Genomic DNA, 557 nt, shown 5'->3' with positions numbered 1-557 from the left:
GTTCACGCAAAAAGCAAGAGTAAACGCGACGCGCCGAAAGTTTACAAGCCCCGGTCGATCTCATTGCTCGACGACGGTTTGTTCCGGCCTACGGTTGCGGAGGGCAGACTTGTGTATAAGACGATGCGTTCAATGTGGTGGTTTCAACGGTCCGGACGGAGATAGGCTTCTGGACTTCGGCCGCAGCCACTATGGGATCTATGGTCGAAGTCAACCCATAATTTGAAAAATTATAGACTTCCTTGAGCTGTTTCTCGTTCGAGACGGCCGCACATACATTGACATCACCAGACCGCGCAAGAGAAAACGTTTCAATTTTCACCGGATCCATGTCTATGTTGATGCCGCGCCAACCACGCTTGTAAAGCGCATGTGTGTTCGAGAACTTGACAGGGTGGTATGCACCAACGTCGACATAAACACCCTTATTGCCATAGCGTTATACACATCTCGCTGCGGCAGCCGCCCGCGCCAGCAAGCCGTTTACATTCAATGACTTGAAAGCCGTGCTTGTAAACTTTGGCCGGATCGCGTCTACTCTCGTAATTTGGGCGGAC

The 557-nt window shown here is 51.3% G+C and carries 1 pseudogene; it reads right to left on the bottom strand.

Going from position 1 to position 557, the window contains the following annotated elements:
• Positions 1 to 88: 88 nt before the first annotated feature.
• Positions 89 to 400 (bottom strand): annotated as a pseudogene (locus tag F6X37_RS38180) (SAM-dependent methyltransferase); the annotation flags it as partial.
• Positions 401 to 557: the final 157 nt, after the last annotated feature.

Source organism: Paraburkholderia sp. 31.1, assembly GCF_014397645.1.
Classification (GTDB): Bacteria; Pseudomonadota; Gammaproteobacteria; order Burkholderiales; family Burkholderiaceae; genus Paraburkholderia; species Paraburkholderia tuberum.
Note: the sequence above shows the minus strand (reverse complement) of the source record. Positions and strands in the feature narration are given on the sequence as shown.